The 20,377-nt window shown below is 67.0% G+C and carries 26 protein-coding genes and 1 other RNA gene; 9 read left to right on the plus strand and 18 right to left on the minus strand.

Annotation, left to right across the window (positions count from 1 at the left end; genetic code table 11):
- Positions 1-22: 22 nt before the first annotated feature.
- From H556_RS0108830 to H556_RS0108840, 3 genes are all read right to left on the minus strand, one after another.
- Positions 23-2,137: a DNA topoisomerase IV subunit B gene (locus tag H556_RS0108830; RefSeq protein ID WP_024354083.1), complete on the minus strand. Its 2,115-nt coding sequence runs from the start codon at positions 2,135-2,137 to the stop codon at positions 23-25.
- A 68-nt stretch (positions 2,138-2,205) separates the two neighbouring features.
- Positions 2,206-3,453 carry an O-antigen ligase family protein gene (locus H556_RS0108835; RefSeq protein ID WP_024354084.1) on the minus strand — a complete coding sequence of 416 codons (1,248 nt, stop codon included), beginning with the start codon at positions 3,451-3,453 and terminating at the stop codon, positions 2,206-2,208.
- The gene (locus tag H556_RS0108840; RefSeq protein WP_024354085.1) at positions 3,450-5,786 is read right to left on the minus strand and encodes an ATP-dependent helicase; all 2,337 of its coding nucleotides are present in this window, start codon (positions 5,784-5,786) and stop codon (positions 3,450-3,452) included. Before H556_RS0108840 ends, H556_RS0108835 begins: the two co-directional genes overlap by 4 nt.
- A gap of 173 nt (positions 5,787-5,959) precedes the next feature.
- Here H556_RS0108840 and H556_RS0108845 point away from each other — a divergent pair, with 173 nt between their 5' ends.
- From H556_RS0108845 to H556_RS0108855, 3 genes are read left to right on the plus strand one after another with little or no spacing between them, the layout of a single operon-like run.
- A complete protein-coding gene (locus tag H556_RS0108845) occupies positions 5,960-6,145 on the plus strand; it encodes a hypothetical protein (RefSeq protein WP_024354086.1) in 186 nt (61 codons plus the stop codon).
- A gap of 3 nt (positions 6,146-6,148) precedes the next feature.
- Positions 6,149-6,457, plus strand: coding sequence for a hypothetical protein (locus tag H556_RS16555; protein ID WP_211216118.1), 309 nt, complete (start codon positions 6,149-6,151; stop codon positions 6,455-6,457).
- Positions 6,458-6,461: 4 nt separating this feature from the next.
- Entirely contained in the window at positions 6,462-6,809 is a 348-nt protein-coding gene (locus H556_RS0108855) for a DUF488 domain-containing protein (protein WP_024354088.1), read from the plus strand.
- A gap of 16 nt (positions 6,810-6,825) precedes the next feature.
- Here H556_RS0108855 and H556_RS0108860 read toward each other — a convergent pair whose 3' ends face one another.
- From H556_RS0108860 to H556_RS0108870, 3 genes are read right to left on the minus strand one after another with little or no spacing between them, the layout of a single operon-like run.
- Positions 6,826-7,557, minus strand: a complete 732-nt coding sequence (locus H556_RS0108860) for an SIMPL domain-containing protein (RefSeq protein ID WP_024354089.1) — start codon at positions 7,555-7,557, stop codon at positions 6,826-6,828.
- The gene (locus H556_RS15680; protein WP_024354090.1) at positions 7,554-7,793 is read right to left on the minus strand and encodes a ribbon-helix-helix domain-containing protein; all 240 of its coding nucleotides are present in this window, start codon (positions 7,791-7,793) and stop codon (positions 7,554-7,556) included. The genes H556_RS0108860 and H556_RS15680 overlap by 4 nt, the downstream gene beginning before the upstream one ends.
- Positions 7,794-7,796: 3 nt before the next feature.
- Positions 7,797-8,213 (minus strand): YbaY family lipoprotein, encoded by a 417-nt coding sequence (locus H556_RS0108870; RefSeq protein WP_029673438.1) that lies wholly within the window; start codon positions 8,211-8,213, stop codon positions 7,797-7,799.
- Between the two features lie 130 nt (positions 8,214-8,343).
- On the opposite strand from H556_RS0108870, the gene H556_RS0108875 reads away from it, so the two are divergent.
- On the plus strand, positions 8,344-9,288 hold the full coding sequence (locus H556_RS0108875; protein ID WP_245559455.1) for a DMT family transporter: 945 nt from the start codon (positions 8,344-8,346) through the stop codon (positions 9,286-9,288).
- Here H556_RS0108875 and H556_RS0108880 read toward each other — a convergent pair.
- A complete protein-coding gene (locus H556_RS0108880) occupies positions 9,285-9,470 on the minus strand; it encodes a DUF4169 family protein (protein WP_024354093.1) in 186 nt (61 codons plus the stop codon). The two genes, H556_RS0108875 and H556_RS0108880, sit on opposite strands and share 4 nt — an antisense overlap.
- A 123-nt stretch (positions 9,471-9,593) precedes the next feature.
- On the opposite strand from H556_RS0108880, the gene H556_RS0108885 reads away from it, so the two are divergent.
- Entirely contained in the window at positions 9,594-9,827 is a 234-nt protein-coding gene (locus H556_RS0108885) for a DUF2171 domain-containing protein (protein WP_003167222.1), read from the plus strand.
- Between the two features lie 109 nt (positions 9,828-9,936).
- Positions 9,937-10,332: a YccF domain-containing protein gene (locus H556_RS0108890; protein WP_024354094.1), complete on the plus strand. Its 396-nt coding sequence runs from the start codon at positions 9,937-9,939 to the stop codon at positions 10,330-10,332.
- Positions 10,333-10,395: 63 nt separating this feature from the next.
- Here the strand turns inward: H556_RS0108890 and fumC are convergent, their stop codons facing one another.
- Entirely contained in the window at positions 10,396-11,787 is a 1,392-nt protein-coding gene (gene fumC, locus H556_RS0108895; protein ID WP_024354095.1) for a class II fumarate hydratase, read from the minus strand.
- Between the two features lie 105 nt (positions 11,788-11,892).
- Between fumC and H556_RS0108900 the strand changes: the two genes are divergently transcribed.
- The gene (locus H556_RS0108900; protein ID WP_024354096.1) at positions 11,893-12,243 is read left to right on the plus strand and encodes a RusA family crossover junction endodeoxyribonuclease; all 351 of its coding nucleotides are present in this window, start codon (positions 11,893-11,895) and stop codon (positions 12,241-12,243) included.
- A gap of 54 nt (positions 12,244-12,297) precedes the next feature.
- Here H556_RS0108900 and H556_RS0108905 read toward each other — a convergent pair whose 3' ends face one another.
- From H556_RS0108905 to miaA, 4 genes are all read right to left on the minus strand, one after another.
- A complete protein-coding gene (locus H556_RS0108905) occupies positions 12,298-12,798 on the minus strand; it encodes a hypothetical protein (RefSeq protein WP_024354097.1) in 501 nt (166 codons plus the stop codon).
- 80 nt (positions 12,799-12,878) lie between these two features.
- Entirely contained in the window at positions 12,879-13,376 is a 498-nt protein-coding gene (locus H556_RS0108910; RefSeq protein ID WP_024354098.1) for an SspB family protein, read from the minus strand.
- Between the two features lie 97 nt (positions 13,377-13,473).
- Positions 13,474-13,841, minus strand: a transfer-messenger RNA (tmRNA) gene (ssrA, locus tag H556_RS16145).
- Between the two features lie 13 nt (positions 13,842-13,854).
- Positions 13,855-14,736 (minus strand): tRNA (adenosine(37)-N6)-dimethylallyltransferase MiaA, encoded by an 882-nt coding sequence (gene miaA / locus H556_RS0108915; RefSeq protein ID WP_024354099.1) that lies wholly within the window; start codon positions 14,734-14,736, stop codon positions 13,855-13,857.
- Between the two features lie 87 nt (positions 14,737-14,823).
- Between miaA and H556_RS0108920 the strand changes: the two genes are divergently transcribed.
- On the plus strand, positions 14,824-15,894 hold the full coding sequence (locus tag H556_RS0108920; RefSeq protein ID WP_024354100.1) for an Mrp/NBP35 family ATP-binding protein: 1,071 nt from the start codon (positions 14,824-14,826) through the stop codon (positions 15,892-15,894).
- 24 nt (positions 15,895-15,918) lie between these two features.
- Positions 15,919-16,344, plus strand: coding sequence for a universal stress protein (locus H556_RS0108925; RefSeq protein ID WP_024354101.1), 426 nt, complete (start codon positions 15,919-15,921; stop codon positions 16,342-16,344).
- A 2-nt stretch (positions 16,345-16,346) separates the two neighbouring features.
- Here the strand turns inward: H556_RS0108925 and H556_RS0108930 are convergent, their stop codons facing one another.
- The 6 genes from H556_RS0108930 to H556_RS0108955 form a co-directional block, all read right to left on the minus strand.
- A complete protein-coding gene (locus tag H556_RS0108930; RefSeq protein ID WP_024354102.1) occupies positions 16,347-16,667 on the minus strand; it encodes a YbjQ family protein in 321 nt (106 codons plus the stop codon).
- Between the two features lie 15 nt (positions 16,668-16,682).
- On the minus strand, positions 16,683-17,210 hold the full coding sequence (locus H556_RS0108935; protein WP_024354103.1) for a dihydrofolate reductase: 528 nt from the start codon (positions 17,208-17,210) through the stop codon (positions 16,683-16,685).
- Between the two features lie 55 nt (positions 17,211-17,265).
- Positions 17,266-17,937 (minus strand): aquaporin, encoded by a 672-nt coding sequence (locus H556_RS0108940; protein WP_029673444.1) that lies wholly within the window; start codon positions 17,935-17,937, stop codon positions 17,266-17,268.
- Positions 17,938-18,028: 91 nt separating this feature from the next.
- Complete coding sequence (locus H556_RS0108945; protein ID WP_024354105.1) at positions 18,029-18,328, minus strand: nucleoside triphosphate pyrophosphohydrolase family protein; 300 nt, start codon at positions 18,326-18,328, stop codon at positions 18,029-18,031.
- Between the two features lie 7 nt (positions 18,329-18,335).
- Positions 18,336-19,193 (minus strand): thymidylate synthase, encoded by an 858-nt coding sequence (locus H556_RS0108950; protein ID WP_024354106.1) that lies wholly within the window; start codon positions 19,191-19,193, stop codon positions 18,336-18,338.
- A 228-nt stretch (positions 19,194-19,421) separates the two neighbouring features.
- Positions 19,422-20,366, minus strand: a complete 945-nt coding sequence (locus H556_RS0108955) for a CsgG/HfaB family protein (RefSeq protein ID WP_024354107.1) — start codon at positions 20,364-20,366, stop codon at positions 19,422-19,424.
- Between the last annotated feature and the right edge of the window lie 11 nt (positions 20,367-20,377).

Raw genomic sequence — 20,377 nt, forward strand, 5'->3', positions numbered from 1 at the left:
AGTTGTCGCGGGAAGGGCCGGGTCAGACGTCCAGGTCGGCGACGGCGAAGCGGGCGTTTTCCTGGATGAAGTGATAGCGCGCCTCGGCCTTGCGGCCCATCAGGCGCTCGACCAGATCCTCGATCTCCTCCTCGCTGTCGGGCAGGGAGACGCGGGCCAGGGTCCGCTTTTTCGGATCCATGGTGGTCTCTTTCAGCTGAGAGGCCATCATCTCGCCCAGACCCTTGAACCGGCCGATCTCGGTCTTCTTGCCCTTGAAGACTGTGGCCAGAAGCTCGTCGCGGTGGGCGTCGTCGCGGGCGTATTCCGACAGCGGCCCCGCCGAAATCCGATAGAGCGGGGGCAGGGCCATGTACAGCCGCCCCTTACGGATCAGGTCCGGCATGGAGCGATAGAAGAAGGTGATCAGCAGGGCCGCGATGTGGGCGCCGTCGACGTCGGCGTCGGTCATGATGACCACGCGCTCATAGCGAAGGTCGTCGACGCTGAAGCGGCTGCCCGCCTGAACGCCGAGGGCCAGCATCAGGTCGGTCAGTTCGACATTGGCGCGCAGCTTGTCCGCCGTAGCCGATGCGACGTTCAGGATCTTGCCGCGCAGGGGCAGGATGGCCTGGGTCGTGCGGTCGCGCGCCTGTTTGGCCGAGCCGCCAGCCGAGTCGCCCTCGACGATGAACAGTTCGGTGCCCTCGGCGGCTTGCCGGCTGCAGTCCGACAGCTTGCCCGGCAGGCGCAGCTTCCGCGTGGCGGCGGCGCGCTGGACTTCCTTGTCCTTGCGGCGGCGCAGGCGATCCTCGGCGCGGTCGACGACGAAGCCGAGCAGGGCGTTGGCCTGTTTCGGGCTTTCGGTCAGCCAGTGGTCGAAGGGGTCGCGCAGCAGTTGTTCGGCCAGACGCGCGCCCTCGGGCGAGGACAGGCGGTCCTTGGTCTGGCCCTGGAACTCGGGGTTGCGGATGAAGATGGAGATCAGGGCGCCCGCATTGGCGATGACGTCCTCGGCCGTGATCTGGGCGGCGCGTTTTTCGTTGATCAGCTCGCCATAGGCCTTCAGCCCCTTGACCAGGGCGGCGCGGAAACCGGCCTCGTGCGTGCCGCCGTCGGGCGTCGAGACAGTGTTGCAGTAGGAGGCGACGAAGCTGTCGGCGTCGCCGAAGCCGATGGGCGACCAGGTGACAGCCCATTCCAGCGCGCCGGCCTCGCCCTTGCGCTCGACGCGCCCGGCGAAGACGGGGGTGACGGTTTCCAGTTCGCCCACGCGCTCGGCCAGGGCGTCGGCCAGACCGCCGGGGAAGTGCAGGGTCGCCTGAGCAGGCGTCTGGTCGGTGATGCGCTCCGGGGCGCAGGTCCAGCGGATTTCGACGCCACGGAACAGATAGGCCTTGGCCCGCGTCATGCGGAACAGGCGGGCGGGCTTGAAGGTCGCGCCGACGCCGAAAATCTGCTCATCCGGCTTGAACCGGATCAGGGTGCCCTTCTTCTTCGACGGGCCGAGCTGCTGGATCGGGCCTTGCGACAGGCCCCGGCTGAAGGACTGGCGCCATTCAAAGCCGTCGCGCCAGACGGTGACGTCCAGGCTTTCCGACAGGGCGTTGACGACCGAGACGCCGACGCCGTGCAGGCCGCCCGAGGTCTCATAGGCCTTGCCCGAGAATTTGCCGCCCGAGTGCAGCACCGTCATGACGACTTCCAGCGCCGACTTGCCCGGATGGCGCGGGTGCGGATCGACCGGAATGCCGCGCCCGTCATCGCGCACCGACAGATAGCCGTCGGCATCCAGATCGACGGTGATCAGTTTGGCGTGCTTGGCAACGGCTTCGTCCATCGCATTGTCGAGCACTTCGGCGAACAGGTGGTGCAGGGCGCGCTCGTCGGTGCCGCCGATATACATGCCGGGGCGTTTGCGGACGGGCTCCAACCCCTCCAGCACCTCGATCGAGGAGGCGGAATAGCCGGTGGCGGCCGCCGTCGCCGTGCTGGCATGGGACGTCAGCTCAACCTTGGACTCATGCACCGGCGCAGGCGCCGCCTGCATGGCCGCTAGAGGGGCCGCCGGGGGCTTCGCCGCAGGAGCGGGCGCCGCAGCGGGAGCGGCGGGCTTGGTCGGTTCGGCGTCGTCGAGCTTGGAAAACAGATCGTCCATCAGGGCATTTTGCGGCGATTCGGGGCAGGGTCTGGTAGGCTTCGCAGAGAGCGGGGGCAAGCGTCGCCTCATTCATCCCTGTTGACGATCAGGTTGCGGGTCATCAGGGCCACGAACAGGGTCCAGGGCAGGTCCTGGTGCCGCATCAGCACGCTTTCCGACAGGCTGAGCAGAAGGAAGGCGGCCAGATAAGCCAGGCTCCAGTAGCCCTCCTGCCTCCCCAGGCCGGGCAGGCGGATCAGGACGGCGGCCGAGGTCACGGCGACGACGGCGCCGACCAGGCCGACGCCCGTCCAGCCCAGTTCGGCGCGGAGGTCCAGCCAGCCCTGGTGAGCGGACGGCACGCGCCAGCCCGTCTCGTGGCGGATCCATTCCATTGGCTCGGCGTGCGGCAGCCAGAAGGCGCTGTAGCCATAGCCGAGCCAGGGTTTGCGCTCGGTCATCCGGCCGATGGCGTCCCAGATTTCGGTCCGGCCGGTCAGGCTGGGATCCTTGCCGAACAGAGCCAGAATCTCGACGGAGAACTCGCTCCAGATCCACAGGCCGCCGAACAGGGCGACGCCCAGACACCAGACGGCGATGACGCCGAACACTGGCCCCATCCGCCGGATCGCCAGACACAGGACCACCAGCCCGGCGCCCAGCATGGCCATGATGAGGGCGGTCTTGGATTGCGATCCCAACAGAGCCAGGGCGCAGACGCCCAGCGCGATCAGCGCCAGGTTCCGGTCGGCCTTCTGCTCCTGAGCGGCCATCAGGGCGGCGGCGGAGATCAGGCCCACGGCCATGACCATGCCCAACTGGTTCTTTTCATACCACAGGCCGCGCCACATCCCGGCGTTGACGTCGGCGTGCACGCCGAAGCCGGGAAAGGCGAAGACGGAGATCAGACTGCCGACGCCCAGGACCAGGAAGGCGGCGGTCAGCATCCGGGGCAGGGCGATCCCGCGAAAGACCGCGCCGAGATAGACGGCGAACACCCCGGTCAGGACCAGGGCCAGCACGCGTCGCTCGGTCACCTCCGGCGCCTGGGACCACAGGCTGGACGCCAACGCCAGAATCGTCATCAGCAGCAGGGGAATGAAGGCGGGCCAGGCTGCCGCCATGCGCCGCGCGCGAAATGCGGCCAGCCCCAGGATCACCAGATAGATCGGCGGCCAGATCAGCCGCAGCACCGGCGTCTCTTCCTGGTGGGGCGAGAAGATCGGGCCCAGCAGGGCGCCGGACAACAGGGCCAGGATCAGCCCGGCCGCCGCCTGTTCCCACAGGGTGGGGGCGTCGGGGTCGTGACGTGAATGGGCGAGGGCCCCTGTCACGCCTTCTCCACGAAGGTGTCGATGACCTTCTTCTCGCCCGCCTTATCGAAGCTCACGACCAGCTTGTTGCCCTCCACCGCGCGGACCTGACCATAGCCGAACTTCTGGTGGAAAACGCGATCGCCGCGGGACCAGCCGGACGCCGCCTTGGGATCGGCCGTGGCGATCAGGCGGCCTTCGCCCTCGATCACGGCGCGGCGGGCGTAGGCGGGCTTGGGCGTCTGGTTCGCGGTAAAGATCTGGGCGCGTTTCCAGCCGGGGCTGGAATAGCTGCCGCCGAAGGAGGGGGCGTCGTCCCAGCGGCTCTTGGCCTCCTTCATGCCGGTCGAGGCGCCGTAATAGCCGGTGTCCGACTGCGGCTCGACGTGGGCGATCGGCAGTTCATCGACGAAGCGGCTGGGCAGCTGCGAGGTCCAGCGGCCATAGACCATGCGGTTGGCGGCGAAGCTGATGCGCGCGTCCTGCTTGGCGCGGGTGACGCCGACGTAGGCCAGGCGGCGTTCCTCCTCCAGACCCTTCACGCCTTTCTCGTCGATGCTGCGCTGGCTGGGGAAGACGCCTTCCTCCCAGCCCGGCAGGAAGACCAGCGGGAACTCCAGCCCCTTGGCGCCGTGCAGCGTCATGATCTGCACCGATCCGGAGCCATCGGCGTTCTCGTCGCGACGCTCCAGATCCATGACCAGTGAGACGTGCTCCAGATAGGCCTGCAGCGTCTCGAACGACTGCATCGACTGGGTCAGTTCCTTCAGGTTGTCCAACCGGGTCTGGCCGCTGGTGCGGTCGGCCTTCTGCATGGCGGTATAGCCGCTCTCGTCCAACAGGGTCTCCGTCACCTGCCAGTGCGGCGTGCCCATGGCCATCAGGTCGCGCCAGCGGTCCAGATCGCGCACGAAGTTGGCCAGCGGCGTGCGGGTGCGCGCCTGAAGCTCGTCGGTCGTGATCAGATGGCGCACCGCCCGCATGGCCGAGACGCCGTTCTCGCGCGCGATGTGCAGAATCTTCTGGACGCTGGTGTCGCCGATGCCGCGCTTAGGCGTGTTGACGATGCGCTCGAAGGCCAGATCGTTGTCCTCGGACTGGATCAGCCGCAAGTAAGCGTGGGCGTCGCGGATTTCCGCCCGCTCGAAGAAACGCGGCCCGCCGATGACGACATAGGGAATGGCCAGCATCAGGAAGCGTTCTTCAAACGCCCGCATCTGGAATGACGCGCGAACAAGAACGGCCATGTCCTTGTAATTCATGCCCTGCTTGCGCGCAGTCTCGATCTCGTCGGCGATCAGGCGGGCCTCCGCCTCGCCGTCCCAGACGCCGCGCACGCGGACCTTGTCGCCGCTGTCGTCCTCGGTCCACAGGGTCTTGCCCAGCCGGTCCTGATTGGCCGCGATCAGGGCCGAGGCCGCGCCCAGAATGTGCTTGGTCGAGCGATAGTTGCGCTCCAGCCGGATGACCTTGGCGCCGGGGAAGTCGCGCTCGAACCGCAGGATGTTGTCCACCTCAGCCCCGCGCCAGCCATAGATCGACTGATCGTCGTCGCCGACGCAGCAGACATTGCCGGTCGAGGACGTCAGCAGCCGCAGCCACAGATACTGGGCGACGTTGGTGTCCTGATATTCGTCCACCAGGATGTAGCGAAACCGGCGGCGATATTCTTCTGCCAGATCAGCATGTTTTGACAGGATGGTGATGTTGTGCAGCAGCAGATCGCCGAAGTCGCAGGCGTTCAGCGTCGCCAGCCGCGCCTGATAGGCGGCGTAGAGGGCCGGACCCTTGCCGTTGGCGAAATCCTCGCCGGGCGGCAGTTTGTCGGGCGTCCAGCCGCGGTTCTTCCAGTGGTCGATCATATGGGCCAGCGACTTGGGCGTGAACCGCTTGGTGTCGATGTTGGCCGCTTCCAGAAGCTGCTTCAGCAGCCGTTCCTGATCGTCGGTGTCCAGGATGGTGAAGCTGGACTTCAGCCCGACCAGTTCCGCATGGCGACGCAGGATCTGCGCCGCGACCGAGTGGAAGGTGCCCAGCCAGCGCAGCCCCTCGGACGACGGGCCGATCAGATGACCGATCCGCTCGCGCATCTCGCGCGCGGCCTTGTTGGTGAAGGTGACGACCAGCAGTTCCCACGGTTTGGCCCGGCCGGTCGCCAGAATATGCGCCAGTCGGGTGGTCAGCACGCGCGTCTTGCCCGTCCCGGCGCCCGCCAGCACCAGCACCGGCCCCTCGGTCGTCTCCACCGCCTCGCGCTGTTCGGGATTCAGGCCCGCCAGATAGTCGTTCGCCGCGCCTTGCGGAGCCTGGGCGCGGGCGAGGTCGGAAATGCGGGGAGCGGGCAGGTCGGTCACAGGGGCGGGTACTCGGCAGCGTCTGGGGCGGTCGCCCCGTCGGAATCTGAAGGGGAGAACATAAGCAGCACAGCGGCCAAAGTCAGTCCCCTTCGCCGCCTCAGTGAAAGGAACCGTGCAGCCAGAGCGTCGTTTTTCCAACTGACGGGGACTATAGAGGGAAGGGATGCCTGATGGCGGAAAACTCAAGCGGCGGCGGCAACGCCGGTCTGGCCTTCATCGTGGGGGGTCTGGTCGTGGTGGTGGCGATCCTGGCCTGGTTCCTGTTGGAACGAGGCGGCGCGCCGGACGCCAAAAAGGTTGATGTCGAGGTCAAGCTGCCTGAGGTCTCGGCCCCGGCTGCGCCGGGCGGTGAGTGAGCCATGACTGATCCCGATATGCCGCCAGAACGGGTCGTACATCAGACGACGATCAATAACGCTCCGGCGCCGCGAAAAGGCGGCGGGACGGGCCTGGCTTTCCTTGTCGGCGGGCTTCTGGTCGCTGTGGCTGTCATCGCCTGGTTGGTCTTCGCCGGAGGACGGGCGCCTGTGCCGGAAACGCCGGACCTGAACGTCGACATCACCGTGCCGACGCCGCGCCTTCCCGAGGTTCCGGACCGCCCGGCGCCGCCGGAACTGCCCCGGCCGAGCGAGCCGCCCCAGGTGGCCGCGCCTGAACCCAAGGCCTGACGCTGTGAAGGTCGTCCTGAAACGCGTCTATGAGGCTCCCGCGAAGACGGACGGGACACGCATCCTGGTCGACCGACTGTGGCCGCGCGGGTTGAGCAAGGACAAGGCTAGCGTCGACCTGTGGCTGAAGGAAATCGCGCCGACGACGGAGTTGCGGAAATGGTTCGGCCATGACCCGGAGAAATGGGCGGAGTTTCAGCGGCGCTATCGCGCGGAGCTCAAGGCCAATGGCGACGCCGTGTCCGAGTTGAGAGCCGCGCTCGCCGATGGTCCGGCGACGCTCGTCTATGGCGCGAAAGATGAAGCGCACAACGACGCCGTGGTGTTGGCGGATTATCTAGCCCAGGTCTGAACGGGCGGAGACGCGCCTATTTCAGCCGATAGCTGATCGTCGTGACGACGCGCACCTTCTTGTTCGGCGTGCCGGCCTCGTCGCCCGTGCCGTCGCGCGACAGGATTTCGAACGAGCCTTGCCCCGCTGTCTTGATGGGGCCGAGAGGCGCGCCGGAATCCTTGGCGAACTGTTCGGCGCCGCTGCGGGCGGCGGCGGTGGCCTCGGCGATCATGGCGGGACGCACGTCGTTCAGCTTGGTGAAGATGTAGGACGGGCCGTTGAAGTCCTGCAGCACCACGCCCTGACGCACCAGATCGTTCAGATTGCGCGTGGTGGTCTGGACCCGGTCCACGTCCGTGGTGCGCACGATGACGGTCTGGGTCAGGATGAAGCGCGGCCCGCCGGTCTGGCTCATATATTCCCGCGATCGGGTGTCGGCAACGCCCAACTGGCCCAGATCCACGGCGTCGTCGGGATAGCCCTGCGCCTTCAGGAACTGGCGCACGATGGCCAGGTCGCCGTCGATGCGGCTCTGAACCTCGGACAGGACGTCACCCGAGGTGGTGAAGCGGATGGGCAGGACGGCCAGGTCGGCCTTCACGTCCTTTTCCGCAAGGCCGCGCACGGTGACGGAGCGGTCGCCCGCGCGGGCGTTGATCACGCCCTGTCCGATCAAGGCGCCGCCGCCGATCAGGCCGACAGCCACCAGTCCGCCGAAGACAGCGGCCGGGATCAGGCGAGCGGTGTCGATGCGGTTGTCGTTCATGAGGTTTTTTCCTCTGCAAAGCTGCGGTCCCCTCCGGCCCACTGGAGGGCCAGAAGGCGACAGGAAGACGCCAGCGGACGACGGCCTCGCCAGGCGTCGATGCGGATCATCAGGCCGGCGCGGCTAAGCGAAAGCTCCGTCCCGATGGCGTCCAGAACGGCCCAGAATTCAGGTTCCAGCGCCACCGAGGTGGCGTGGCCTGACAGCAGCACGGATCGCTTGATCAGACCGCTCAAGGCTTAGCGCACGCCCACCATGACGATGTCGGCGCTGTTCGGCGCGCCGCGGGTCAGCACCGAATGGCGCGTGTCCGTCGTGAATCGCAGGGCGCCCGATGCATCACGAATTTCCGCGCGTGCGGCGTATTCCATGCGGCTGTCGATCCTGTCGTTCGGCACCGACAGGGTGACGGCGTAGGGCGGAGCGCGGCCATCCAGCGGCTGGCGCGCTTCGGCGATCACGAGCGACGGAGCATCCGCACGACTGACGTCCTCGATCCTGACCGTGAGGGTATGGCCCGGCGGCAGCATGATGCGTTCACGATAGGTCGCGCTGACGCTGACGTCGGTCATGTCCCGGGAGGCCTCCGGCAGGGTGGCGCAGGCGGCCGTCATCAGGGCCGGAATCATGACGAGCGAGGCGAGGAAAGAGCGCATCAGCGTCTCCATTGTGAAGGGGCAGCTTAGCAGAACGCATGAGCCTCACATATGGCTGCAACGGTTGAGAGACGTGGGGCTGAAGCGGTGCTATCGCGATTTCTCGTTTGGTCCTGTCGAGTCCGCCCGCGTGTCCCAGTCTGAAGCTCCATCGCCGGAAGGCGGATCGTCGATCACCCGTTCGCCCGCCATGCTGGCCTTCGGCGGTGTGGGGATCTGCGCCCTGATCTGGGGGACGACCTGGTACGCCATCACCTTCCAGCTTGGGGCGGTCGATCCGGTGGTGTCGGTGGTGCTGCGCTTCGGCATCGCCTCGGCTCTGCTGGCCCTGATCGTCAAGGCGACCGGCGGGCGGCTGGCCCTGACGCGCGCTCAGCATTTGGCGGCGCTGGGGCAGGGGCTGTTCTCCTTCGCCATCAGCTACGCCTTCGTCTACGCCTCGGAGGAGAAGATCGCCTCGGCGGTGGTGGCGGTGATCTTCGCCGCCCTGGCCTTCCTGAACCTGATCCTGTTCCGCGTCGCCTCGGGCCAGAAGGCGGCGCCTGCCGCCTGGCTGGGGGCGGGGCTGGGCGTGGCGGGAGTCGGGGTTCTGTCTGCGGGCGAGGTCATGGGCGCGGGGCTGGGCGTTCACGCCGTGGCGGGCGTCAGCTTCGCCGTCATCGCCGTCGTCGCCTCGGCCTTCGGCAACTGGTTCGCCTGGCGCGGCCAGCAGGCGGGCTCGCAGGTGCTGCCGTCGACCGCATGGGCGATGGCCTACGGCACGGGGACGCTGGCGCTGTACGCCTTGATCACCGGCGTATCCTGGTCGGTCGCCTGGAGCCCGGCCTATGTCGTTTCCCTGCTGTATCTGGCGGTGTTCGGCTCGGTGATCGCCTTCGGCCTGTATTTCACCATCGCCAGGGCGAGGGGCTATGCGCTGGCCAGCTACATCTCGGCCCTGACGCCGCCGATCGCCATGCTGGTGTCGGTCATGTTCGAGGGGGCGCGGTTCGGCGTCCTGGCTCTGGTCGGTCTGGCCCTGGTGCTGGCGGGGCAGTTGTTCCTGATCCGCGCGCCGAAACGATCGGCGGCTTAAGCGTCAGGCTTGTCCCGCTTGTGGCCGTCCAGCTGAGCGGCGTCGCGTTCGCGTTCCGCCTGCGTGGTCAGGCGCTCGGCTTTGGTGCGGCCGAAGGTCAGGCGGTTGGCCTCGGCCGTGCGTTTGGCGTCAGCCTTGGCGCGCGTCTTGCGCGCCCGGTTCAGGTTGACGATCTCGCCCATCAGGCGCGCTCCGGCATCGGGCGACGGACCATCGACATTGTGAACTCCCACAACAGGCTTGGCGGTGAACCCATGGCGGGCGGGCCCGTTGTCTTACGGTCCTCACAGCCATTGGAGTAGACCATGATAAACGCCTCGATGATCAAGGAACATCAGGAAGTCGTCGGTTCCGACGGCGGCCACGTCGGTCGGGTGGATCACGTAAAGGGCGATCAGATCGAGCTCGCCAAACTGGATCTGGGTTCGGGTCTGAAACACCATATGATCCCGGTCAGCTGGGTGTCCCGTGTCGACGAGCATGTCCATCTCAACCTGAGCAAGGACGAGGCCAAGGCGCGCTGGACCGAGAAGCACTAGACTGGATTTCGCTTTGGCGCCGCCTTACCGCGATTTCATCAGAGGCCCCGCTGTATTCAGCGGGGCCTTTCGCCATATGAAGGGAGAGCAACGCGAAGGGGCGATTGATTTGATCCGACTGATCCTGAACCTGCTGTGGTTCTTCCTGGGCGGTTTCGCCTCGGGCCTGGCTTGGCTGTTCGGCGGACTGCTGCTGGCGCTGACGGTGGTCGGCCTGCCGTGGGCGTTTTCGGCATGGCGGATCGCCAGCTATTCCTTCTGGCCGTTCGGGCGTGAGATCGTCTGGCGCGATCCGAACCCGGCCGATCTGGGCGCAGGCTGTCTGGGCGTGGGGCTGAACGTGATCTGGCTGGTGCTGGCGGGCTGGTACATCGCCCTGGCGCATATCCTGATCGCCGTGCCGCAGTTCGTCAGCCTGATCGGCATTCCCTTCGCGCTGAAGAACGTCGAACTGGCGCGGCTGTCGCTGGCGCCGGTCGGGCGGACCATCCGCGACAAGGGCTGAACATGAAAAACGCCGGCCGGGGCGAGCCCGACCGGCGTCTTCATATCTGGTGATGAGCGCGGCTTACTGCGGCGCGATCATCTTTTCAGGACGGACGTATTCGTCGAACTCGGCGTCGGTCAGATAGCCGCCGCCGACGGCCTCTTGGCGCAGGGTGGTGCCGTTCTTGTGCGCCGTCTTGGCGATCTTGGCGCAGGTGTCATAGCCCAGCTTGGCGTTCAGGGCGGTGACCAGCATCAGGCTGTTTTCCAGACCGTGCTTGATGTTGTCCTCGCGCGGCTCGATGCCGACGACGCAGTTGTCGGTGAAGCTGATGGCCGCATCGGCGACCAGACGGACCGACTGCAGGAAGTTGTAGGCCATCACCGGGTTGTAGACGTTTAGTTCGAAGTGCCCTTGCGAGCCGGCGAACGACAGGGCGGCGTTGTTGCCGAACACCTGGGCGCAGACCTGGGTCAGGGCTTCGCTCTGGGTCGGGTTGACCTTGCCCGGCATGATGGACGAGCCTGGCTCGTTTTCCGGCAGCGACAGCTCGCCCAGACCCGCGCGCGGGCCCGAGCCCAGGAAGCGGATGTCGTTGGCGATCTTGAACAGCGAGGCGGCGACCGTGTTGATCGCGCCGTGGGTGAAGACCATGGCGTCGTGGGCGGCCAGGGCCTCGAACTTGTTCGGCGCCGTGGTGAAGGGCAGGCCGGTGATCTTGCCGATGTTCTCGGCGACCTTCTCCGCAAAGCCCACGGGCGCGTTCAGGCCGGTGCCGACGGCGGTGCCGCCCTGCGCCAGCTCCATCAGGCGCGGCAGGGTCAGCTCAATGCGCTCGATGCCCATGGCGACCTGATGGGCGTAGCCGCCGAACTCCTGGCCCAGCGTCAGAGGCGTGGCGTCCTGGGTGTGGGTGCGGCCGATCTTGATGATGTGGGCCCAGGCCTTGGCCTTGGCGTCCAGCGCGGCGTGCAGGTGCTTCAGGGCCGGGATCAGGTCGTTCACCACCTGCTCGGCGCAGGCGACGTGCATGGCCGTCGGATAGGTGTCGTTCGACGACTGGCTCATGTTGACGTGGTCGTTGGGGTGGACCGGCTTCTTGGAGCCCATCTCGCCGCCCAGCATCTCGATGGCGCGGTTCGAGATCACCTCATTGGCGTTCATGTTCGACTGGGTGCCCGAACCCGTCTGCCAGACGACCAGCGGGAAGTGATCGTTCAACTTGCCCTCGATCACTTCATCAGCGGCGGCGATGATGGCGTCCGCCAGTTTGGCGTCTAGCTTGCCCAGATCGCGGTTGGTTTCGGCGGCGGCGCGCTTGACGACGCCGAGCGCACGCACGATCGGCAGAGGCATCTTTTCCCAGCCGATCTTGAAGTTGCCGAGCGAACGCTGGGCTTGCGCGCCCCAATAGCGGTCGGCGGCGACTTCGATGGGGCCGAAGGTGTCGGTTTCGATACGAACTTTGCTCATGTGCGCGGGACTCGTCTCTCAGGCGTGGCGGGAAGATGCCGGGCGGTGTAGCACGCAGGCGCGGCGGAGCAAGGCGAGCCGCTGATCACGAAAGGCGGACGGCGCGTGGACGGCTGGATCGGAACCGGAAAGGTCAGGGCGCGCGAGCAGGGCGAGGCGGTCGAAATCACCATCGACGGCCTGACCACCCAGGCCAAATACTACAAGCCGTTGGTCTATGAGTTCATGCGCAAGGAGTGGGCGTCACGCCCCTCCTGGGGCGACTACGTCGTCGAGATCGTGATGGAGCACGTCGGCGACCCGCCGTGGATGGATTTGGACAACCTGGCCAAGGCCCTGCTGGACGCCATCAAGGGCTATCTGTTCCACGACGACAGCCAGGTCGCCCGCCTGCTGGTCGAGCGTCGCGAAGGCGAGCGCGAGCGGATCAGCATAAGGGTGTTTCCACGAAAATAGGGGCCGCGTCGGGCGCGACCCCTATTCCAGTATCCGGTGATCAGCAGCCGCGCATCAGCCGGCGGCGTTGGAGATCATCGTCTGCACGTCCTTAGGCTTGGCGAGGTTCGAGCCGGGGGTCTTGTAGGTGGTCAGCTTGCCGCCTTCCCACAGGCCGACTTCCAGCGCCCTGGTCGCCGGGTCGATCAGCAGATAGGCCGCGTTGACGCCGCCCTCATGCTGCTTGTTGCCCGAGGTGAACAGGACGGCGCCGTCCTTCTGGAGCGGGGCCTGGGTCTGCATATTGGTCGTCAGAACGTCGAACTTGGCGCCCAGCAGCGTCTTCAGGTCAGCCGTGATCGGGCTGTCTTCGAGCAGTTTGGTTTCGTTCGGATATTTGCCGACCTGAGCGTTCAGGGCGCTCCAGTCCGCTGTCGCCGTGGGGGCGGCGTCGGTCGGGGCGGGAGCGATTTCAACCGGCGCGGCGGGCGTCTCGGCGGGCGGCGTCGTTTCCGGCTGGTTGCAGGCGGCCAGCGTCAGGGCCGCGGCGGCGACGGAGATGAGGGACAGGCGCATCAATGACCTCGCTTGCATGGGGGAGGTCACGGCAATGCTTGCCTGCCGACAAAGGTTGCGCGCCCTCGGACGCGGCGACGTTATTTTTTGCGGAATTGGTCCAGGGAAACGACCTTGGGGCCGTCGTCGCCGGACGGCGGCGGGGCCACGGCGTCCGGGTCGCGCGCGGGCGGCGAGAGGGGCGCGATCTCGGCGTCGATGATTTCGGGTTCGTCGAACTGCAGCAGGAACTGCACGCTGGGATCGTAGAAACGGACCACGGCGCTGTAGGGCACGGTCAGCACCTTGGGCGCGCCGCCGAACTTCAGCATCACCGAGAACAGGTCAGGCTCGACCGCCAGATCCCAGTACTGGTGCTGCAGCACCACCGTCATCTCGTCCGGATATTTGGCCAGGACGTCGGGCGGGACGCTGACGCCCGCCGCGCGGGTCTTGAAGGTGATGTAGAAGTGGTGGGCGCCGGGGATGCCCTCGGGCATGGCCGCCCGCTCCAGCGCCAAGCGGATCACGCCGCGCAGGGCGTCCTGGGCGAGTTGCTCATAGTGCATCTCGTCGACAGGGGGAGTTTGATCCGTCATCAGCGCCTCAAAACAGGGGAACGCGTGACTGTTACCCGCCAAGCGCAGGCGACGGAAGACGCAGAGTCGCCGCCACGGAAGGAATTTCGATTTCGGAAGTGGGGGGCTTCTGTTGCCAGGCGCCCCCCGGGCCCCGCCTAAGGATCTGAACCCCTAGGAGTTTAAGTTCGAAATCAACCGAACCGCATTACGCGGCGAGGCGGACTTCTCCAGCGAAGTTATCGTTCGCAGTTAGATAAAGGCCCGATACGGTGGGCCAGGACGAGCGAAAGCAATCCTCTTTACACGTCCGTCGATGCTAGTCGGCCCCATGCTGCCTCCGCCGATAACGCGGGGAAGAAGTTGGTGGAGCCGCCGGGATTCGCACCCGGGTCCGGTCCGCTTATTACAGGCGCGTTTATCGCCATAGCCCGGGCGAACCCGAGCAGGATCAATATAGTATGGGCGGCCTCGGCTTCCAAGAGGCTGGCGCAGAAGATCAGGCGAAACCGGCGAAGCGGGGCCAGTCTCGCTGCTGGTTGCGGAACCAGGTCAACTGACGCTTGGCGTAGTTGCGGGTGGCTTGCTTCACGGCGGCGACGGCGTCGTCCAGCGACAGTTGCCCAGTAAGATGCGCCGCCAGTTCGCGCACGCCGACGGCCTTCATGGCGGGCAGGTCAGGGGTCAGGTCGCGGGCGACAAGGGCGCGCACCTCATCTAGCGCGCCCTGAGCCATCATCGCATCCACACGCACGTCGCATGAGACGTAGAGACGATCGCGTTCTGGCTCCACGACAAGGGCGTCATAGCTGCCCGGCGCAAGCAGGGGGCGGGTGCCGGCCTTCCAGTCGCTGAGCGCGCGGCCGCTGGCGCGGTGCACGCTGAAGGCGCGGACCAGCCGCTGGCGGTCTGCGGGGAAGATGGCGGCCTCGGCGGCGGGGTCGACCTCGGCCAGGCGGCGGCGGAAGACGGCCTCGCCCTCGGCGTCGAACTCGGCCTGAACAGCGTCGCGGATGTCAGCCTGGACAGGCGGGATTTCGGCCAGCCCCTTGGTCAGGGCGTTGAAGTAGAGGCCCGTCCCTCCGACCAGCAGGGCCGGGCGGCCCTCGGCGGCCAGTTCGGCCAGCAGGGCCATCACCGCCCGACTCCAGCGCCCGACGGACCAGGCATCGGCGGCGTCGGCGACGCCGTAGAGGCGGTGCGGAATCTCGGCCTCGTCCTCGACCGGCGGTCGGGCGCTGAGCACGCGCAGGTCGGCGTAAAGCTGCTGGCTGTCGGCGTTGATGATGACGGCCCCCGTTTCGCGCGCGCGCTGCATCGCCAGCCGCGACTTGCCCGAGGCGGTGGGGCCGGCGATCAGGGTGATGAGGGGTTGGGACAAAGGATCAACTCGCGGACGGACGCTTAGGGCGATAGAACGCCTGTCACCGGCCCGGCAAGTCCGTCGGGTCTTCAAGGAGTCTTCATCGTGACTGACCGCGCCGCCGTCCTCGCTGTCCTTGACGCCGTGACCGACCCCAGGTCGGGGCAGGGGCTGGCGACCGCCGGGCTGGTGCAGGGACTGGTGGTGGCCGACGGGCGCGCGGGCTTCGTCATGGAAGTTCCCGCTAAGGAGACGGCGCTTTACGCTCCGGTGCGCGATGCGGCCGAGGCGGCGCTGAAGGCTATGCCGGGCATGGAGCGGGTGTCGGTCGTCCTGACCGCCGAAGCCGTGACCGCCGCGCCGGCGCGCCGTACGGCCGGACTGTCGAAGGCGGCGACGGATCAGGGGCGCCCCAAGGCGCCGGTTCCGACCGAGCGCCCGGCCCATGTGAAGCGCGTTCTGGCCGTGGCGAGCGGCAAGGGCGGGGTCGGCAAGTCGACGGTCTCGGTCAATCTGGCGGCGGCCTTGGCGGCTCGTGGTTTGTCGGTCGGGGTGCTGGATGCGGATGTCTATGGCCCGTCGCTGCCGACCATGTTGGGGATCTCGGGCCAGCCCGCCTATGAGGACGGGGCGATGGTTCCGCACGTGGCGCATGGGCTGAAGGCCATGTCGGTCGGCCTGCTGACCAAGGCCGAGGACGCCATGATCTGGCGCGGGCCGATGGCGTCGCAGGCCATCAATCAGATGCTGACCCAGACGCGCTGGGGAACGGAAGAGCAGCCGCTGGATGTTCTGGTCATCGACCTGCCGCCCGGCACCGGCGACGTGCAACTGACCCTGATCCAGAAGACGCCGCTGGACGGGGCGGTCATCGTCTCGACGCCGCAGGAGGTGGCCCTGGCCGACGCGCGCCGGGCGCACACCCTGTTCGACAAGGTCGGCGTCCCCACGCTAGGCTTGGTCGAGAACATGAGCGGCGAGGTGTTCGGGACCGGCGGCGCCGAAGCCGAGGCCGCGCGTCTGGGCGCGCCCTATCTGGGTGATCTGCCGCTGGACGGGGCGCTGCGGCGGGCGGGCGACGCGGGGCGGCCATTGGTCGCCGTTGACCCGCAGCATCCGGCGTCCGAGCGTTTCAGGCAGATCGCCGCGAAGGTCGCCCAGTCCTTGGGTTTTTAGGTCGCTGGGTCTTAAAGGGAGGCCATGATGGCTGAGCAGGAACAATCGGTGGTCGTCTGCGGCATTGACGGCAGCGCGCATGCTGAGAGCGCCGTGCGCATCGCGGCGCAGTTCGCCAGGGCGAAACACGCCCGACTGGCGCTGGTGGCGGTCAATCCGCTCAGCTCGGCCAGCGGCCACCCGGATATTCGCGCCTGGAAGGCCGAGGAGCAGGACGCCATTCTGATGCGGTCGATGACCGAGGCGCGGCGTCATTGCCCGTCGGTTGAAGCGGTCACGACCGAGGGGCATGACGTGGCCGACGCCCTGATCGCGGCCGCCGTGGCCCTGGGCGCGGATCACATCGTGGTGGGCACAGGCGACCGCAAAGGGCTGGTGAACTGGCTGATGGGCTCCACCGCCAAGGCCGTCGCCGCCCGTGCGCCGGTCAGCGTGACCATCGCGCGCTAGGCTTAAGCGGGCTCGACCACCACGGCGGTGCCGTAGGCCAGGACTTCGGTCACGCCCGGCATGATCTCATTGGCGTCGTAACGCATGGCCAGGATGGCGTTGGCGCCCCGCTCCTGCGCATGGGCGATCAGGTCGTCATAGGCTTCCTGGCGCGCGGCCTCGGCCAGTTTGACATAGGCGCCGACCTTGCCGCCGATCATCGATTGGACCCCGCCGATGGCGTCGGAAATGACGTTGCGCGAGCGTACGGTGATGCCGCGCACCACGCCCAGTTGGCGCACGATGCGATGACCGGCCAGGTCATTGGTGGTGGCGACGATCATGAGAACTCCTGAGGTTCAGCGGCGGTCCAGAACGGTGAAGGCGAAGGCGTGGTCGTCCTTCTCGTCCGCCTCATGCGGTTCAAACGCTGTGCGGACGAAGGCGGTTTCGTCAAACGCCGGGAAGACGGCGTCGCCTTCCGGTTCGGCCTCAACCTCGGTGATGTACAGGCGTCTGGCGCGCGGCAGGGCGGCGGCGAATATGGCCGTGCCGCCGATGACGCAGACCTCGTCCACGCCGTCGTCGGCCGCCTGTTCGCGGGCGATGGACAGGCCTTCGTCCAGCGTCGAACAGACGACGGCGCCCTTGGCCAGGCCCGCCTCGGCGTAGGATTCATCCTTGGTCAGGACGATGTTCAGCCGTCCGGGCAGGGGGCGTAAGGGAAGGCTCTCCCAGGTCTTGCGGCCCATGATGCAGGGCTTGCCCATCGTCACCGCCTTGAAGCGCTGCAGGTCCGAGCGCAGCCGCCAGGGCAGGTCGCCGTCCTGGCCGATGACGCCGTTGCGGGCGCGGGCGACGACGAGGGCGATATGGGGCAGGGCCAAGGCGGTTCTCCGGAGCGAATCGGGAGCGACGCGACGCCGCTCCCGTTCGTAGGAGTTAGGCGTCCGGCTCGAGCAGTTTCAAGCGGAAGAACAGACCGCCGATCACCGCGCCGATGGCCGGAGCGACGAAGAAGACCCAGACCTGACTCAGGGCCTGACCCCCAGCCAGCAGCGCCGGGCCGAAGCTGCGCGCCGGGTTGACCGAAACGCCGGTCACCTGAATGCCGACGATGTGGATGACCGCCAGGGTGATGCCGATGGCCACGCCCGCGAAGGCGCCGTGGCCCTTGGCGCCGGTCACGCCCAGAATGGCGATCAGGAAGATGGCGGTGGCGACGATCTCGAACGTCAGCGCCGCCTGCAGGCCGTATCCGCCCGGCGATCCGGCGTCGAAACCGTTCTGGCCCAGGCTGGCGAAGCCGGTCTTGGCGATCATGCCGATGATGGCGGCGCCGATGATCGCGCCGATGAACTGGGCGATCCAGTAGAGGACCATGTCCTTGGCGCCCATGCGCCCGGCGACGAAGGCGCCCAGGCTGACGGCCGGATTGACGTGGCACCCCGAGATCGGCCCGATGCCGTAAGCCATGGCGATGATGGCGAAGCCGAAGGCCAGGGCGATGCCCAACTGCCCGACGTGATCGAACCCGCCCAGCACGGCTGCGCCGCACCCGAACAGCACCAGAACCAGCGTGCCGATCAGTTCGGCGGCGAACTTCTTGATCATGGAACCCTCCCGTTTCCAGTCACCGCCTGAGAGCGGAGTGGGGGGAGGTTGCGCCTAAACCCGAAATTTCACCAGTCGCCGTTACGCGAGTTTACGTTTCGGTCTTGAGCCAGCTCAGCCATTTGCGCTGCATCGCGGCGTTCAGGTCGACGCCGGCGCTGTCGCAGTAGATCAGCAGCATGCCCAATACGTCCGCCGCCTCATCGGCCAGGGCCTGAGCATCGGCGGCGCCGCGCGCCCTTTGGGTCAGGCGCAGGTGTTCGGCGGTCAGCTCGCCCAGCTCTTCCTGCAACTTCAGCAGGGCCCAGTCGCGATCACGGTCGATGGCGTGTTCGCGCGCGTAGATGTCGGAGATGCGCAGCACATCCGCTTGGAGGTCGGTCAGCTTCATGCGGGGATCAGACGGCGACGGCGGCCTTGATGTGCGGCCAGGATTGGTAGTCGTTCAGCACGAAGTCCGACAGTTCAAAGCCGAACAGGTCGTCCTTGTCCGCCACCGTCAGGGTCGGCAGGGGGAGGGGGGCGCGGCTTAGCTGCAGCTCGGCCTGTTCCAGGTGGTTCAGATACAGGTGGGCGTCGCCGAAGGTGTGGACGAAGTCGCCCGGCTCCAGCTCCACGACCCTGGCCAGCATATGGGTCAGCAGGGCGTAGGAGGCGATGTTGAAGGGCACGCCCAGGAAGACATCGGCCGAGCGCTGATACAACTGGCAGCTCAGCCTTCCATCCGCGACGAAGAACTGGAACAGGCAGTGACAGGGCGGCAGGGCCATGTCGTCCACGTCGGCCGGGTTCCAGGCGCTGACGATGTGGCGGCGGCTGTTGGGATTGGTCTTCAGTCCGTGAACCAGTCTGGCGATCTGGTCGATGCTCGAACCGTTCGGGGCGGCCCAGGAGCGCCACTGTTTGCCATAGACGGGGCCGAGGTCGCCCTCGGCGTCGGCCCACTCGTCCCAGATGCTGACGCCGTTGTCCTTGAGCCAGGCGATATTGGTCTCGCCGCGCAGGAACCACAGCAGTTCGATGAAGATCGACCGCGTATGCAGCTTCTTCGTCGTCAGCAGGGGGAAGCCCCTGGAAAGGTCGAAGCGCATCTGACGCCCGAAGACGCCCAGCGTCCCCGTACCGGTGCGGTCGTCGCGCCGCACGCCGTTGTCGAGGATGTCCCGCAGCAGATTCAGATACTGCCATTCGGGATGGTCGGCGGGCGCGGCCGCCGTGCGGGCTTGCAGGTCTGCGATCTGGACGGCGGCGTTCATGGGAAGTGAACATGGGGCCGAATCAATCGCCTCGTCACCTGCGGTGACAGGTTGCTCACAGGAAAGTCAGGTCTTGGGCTGCCTGGCTCACCGGCCGCCGTCCTGCCTGCAGCTCTTACTGGGTCCCGGCGTCCGCCGGGATGAGCGGTGGGGAGCAAGAGACTGACTTGAATAGAAAACGCCCGCCGATCGCTCGGCGGGCGCTCTCAGTCCTTATGCTTTCGGCTCTTACTTGCCGGGCGCGAGACGTTCGTTCTGGACCCAGCCGACATTGTCGTTGTCGTCCATGACTTCCCACCAGGCGCCGTCGCGGTTGCCGGTGGGGTAGAGGCGCAGGCCGACCGGCAAGGCGCGGACGACCGAGCCGCCGCTGGGCGCCGAACGCAGAGTCGAGGCCTCCTGGACCGTATAGCTCTGGATCGGAGCGGCCTGGGCCGCCGAACCGCCTTCCAGGCCGCCCATCTGGGTCACCATGTCGGTGTAGGCCTGGATGAAGGACTGGGCCACGATGCGGCCGATCTCGGTGTTTTCATAGCTGCCGCCGCCCAGGGCGCCCGCGCCGAAGCCTGCGGCGCCCGCGCCCCAGCTCATGTCGCGTTTGGAGGCGTAACCTTCGGTCACCAGCTCGGTTTCCGAGGTGCGGACGTTGGTCAGCGACAGGACCGTATTGGCTTCCATGTTGCGCGTGCGCAGACCGCCGACGAGGGCGCCTGCACGGCCGCCCAGCGCCGCGCCGGCCAGACCGGCTAGGGCGTTGCCGCCGCTGTTGGCGTTCTGGCTGGCGATTTCGCCGACCAGCACATAGTCGGCCGCGCGCACCTGGCCGCCGCCGACGTTGGAGCCGCGCTGCAGGTCGCCGCCCGAGGCCATCTCGCGTTCGCGTTGAGCGACGTTCATGCCAGCGCCGCGATCAACCAGGGTGAAGCAGCCCGAACGCTGGATCACGACGCGCAGAAGGCTTTGCGGCGGCGAAAGCTGCAGCTCACGCCAGTAGTCGGATTGTCCGTCGGCGATGGTGATCGAGCCGAGGCTGGCGCGGCAGCGCGGGATCTGGGCCATCTGGGCGTCCTGCGCGCGCTGCGCGCCGCTGCGGGCCTGGGCCTGCGATACGGTCGGCAGGACCGAGGCGGTGATCAGGACGGCGAGGGCCGGGGCGATAAGACAGGTCTTCAAAACGTGATCTC

This window comes from Brevundimonas naejangsanensis DSM 23858 (assembly GCF_000421705.1).
GTDB classification, from domain to species: Bacteria; Pseudomonadota; Alphaproteobacteria; order Caulobacterales; family Caulobacteraceae; genus Brevundimonas; species Brevundimonas naejangsanensis.